Origin of the sequence: Sulfuricaulis sp. (assembly GCF_040901545.1) — a bacterium.
Classification (GTDB): domain Bacteria; phylum Pseudomonadota; class Gammaproteobacteria; order Acidiferrobacterales; family Sulfurifustaceae; genus Sulfuricaulis.
In genome coordinates, this window is sequence record NZ_JBBDYL010000061.1 from 1 (window position 1) to 1,945 (window position 1,945).

1 protein-coding gene and 1 pseudogene are annotated in these 1,945 nt (G+C 56.9%); one reads left to right on the top strand and one right to left on the bottom strand.

The window, feature by feature from the left end; genetic code table 11:
* Positions 1–342 precede the first annotated feature (342 nt).
* Positions 343–873, bottom strand: a pseudogene (locus WD823_RS12825) (IS30 family transposase); the annotation flags it as partial.
* Between the two features lie 54 nt (positions 874–927).
* Between WD823_RS12825 and WD823_RS12830 the strand changes: the two are divergent.
* Entirely contained in the window at positions 928–1,713 is a 786-nt protein-coding gene (locus WD823_RS12830; protein ID WP_368429894.1) for an acylneuraminate cytidylyltransferase family protein, read from the top strand.
* Positions 1,714–1,945: the final 232 nt, after the last annotated feature.

Below are 1,945 nucleotides of genomic sequence, written 5' to 3' on the forward strand. Positions count from 1 at the left end.
ACCACCGTCCGCCGATGCGACAACATCGTGGAGCTGGAACAGGGGCGTGTGGTGGCGGAAGGGACGTACGAACGGCTGCTGGAATCCAGCCCGAGCTTTCGGGGCATGGCAACGGCGGTGGCGAGTTGAAGTTCGCCCAAACCGTTGCACTCATCGGTTGAACCCACACCTGCTACCTTTGCAGCCACTCCAGCTACAGCATCCGCAAGGGCATCGTCCGGGACGCGCCCTCCCTGCAGATCCTCGAGTGCGCGAGCTGCGGCTTGGTCACGCTCGGTTCTCTCGAACACATCGTGGCCGGCCATTATGAAAGCTCCGGTATGCACGGAGCCGATATTGTCAGAGCAGGCCGTTGGTGTTCTCGTTCGTTCCGCGTTGCCATGGACTTTGGGGATCGCAGAAGTACACGGCGACATCCGTGGCGACCGAGAAGCGATGGTGCTGCGCCATCTCGAGACCCCGATCCCACGTCAACGACATCATCAAGCCCGCCGGCAGCTGCTGTACTTCGCGGATCAGCGCGTTGACCACTGAGGTCGTATCCTTGCCGCCGACGCGCACCAGGTGCACGTAGCGTGACTGTCGCTCTACCAAGGTGGCAATGTGCGTGTTCCTGGCCCCGGCGAGCAGATCGCCTTCCCAGTGGCCGGGAATCGCGCGGTCCTCGATACTCGGCGGCCGGTCTGCGATCGAGATGGCGTCGACGATCTGTCCACGCGCTTGGCCCGCCTTCGTCGCCCGCTTGCTGCGCCGCATTGTTCGTCGCGTGCGCAGGTGCGCGGTGAGTTCACGCTTGAGCACTCCCCGGGCTTGCACGAACAGACTCCGGTAGATCGTCTCATGCGAGACCTGCATACGAACGTCGTCCGGGTAAGTCGTCATGAGCCACCGCCCACAGCTAGTAGATTATAAGGATAGGCAAAGAGAATGACCGAAGTGATCGCGATTATCCCCGCTCGCAGTGGGTCGAAGGGTGTGCCACAAAAAAACGTACTCCCGCTGATGGGACATCCATTAATAGCATTTTCCATCGCCGCGGCGATGCTCTCGAAATGCATTGGGCGTACTATCGTGACGACAGATTCAGAAGAGATTGCCGAAGTGGCGAGAATGTACGGGGCAGACGTTCCGTTTCTGAGGCCGGCTGAATTAGCGAGTGAGATATCCACTGACAGGGATTTCTTGGTTCATGCCTTGGAATGGCTCGGAAAGCATGAACGTGTTCAGCCAGAATATTTAGTTCAATTGCGACCTACCACGCCTCTGAGGGATCCAGCGGTAATTGATACAGCCGTGCAACAGTTTCGGGGGAACCCAGAAGCCTCATCTTTGCGGTCTGCGCACATCGCTTCGAAGACGCCGTACAAATGGTTTGAGATTGATGAACGCGGATATTTTAAGGGCATCCGCCCAGGCGACACGCGTCCTGAGTACTACAATTTGCCGCGCCAAAGTTTTCCCGCCGTCTATGACCCGAACGGCTATGTAGATGTGGTGCGCGCGACACAAATTCTCACATCAGCAAGTGTACATGGGTCAAAAATCATGGCATTTATCACGCCTTTCTGCCACGAAATTGATAGTTTGGAAGATGTCGCTTTTCTGCATTATCTTGCCGAGCAAAATGGCTCGCCCCTTTTGGATTTCCTGAAGATCAAAAGGCAAAATGCATGCAATGCGAGGTCCAGCGGTCAAGTGCAGGGTTGTGAGTAGACCGGATCTTAGGGCGTCGTGAGAAAGTTGTTGGTTAGGTGGGCAGGGATTTTTGAGGCATAGCGGGACAAGGACAAGGGTCGATTAGAGATCGTGGCACTGCGAGGATATTGCTGACACGGTTTACCGCGAGGTGCCGGAATCGAAGCGGCTGACGTGGGTGTGCCGGGTGTGAGGAGAGGTGGTCTGAGGATTTGAGACAGGTGGGATAAGTGGAAACTGGCGCTCCACG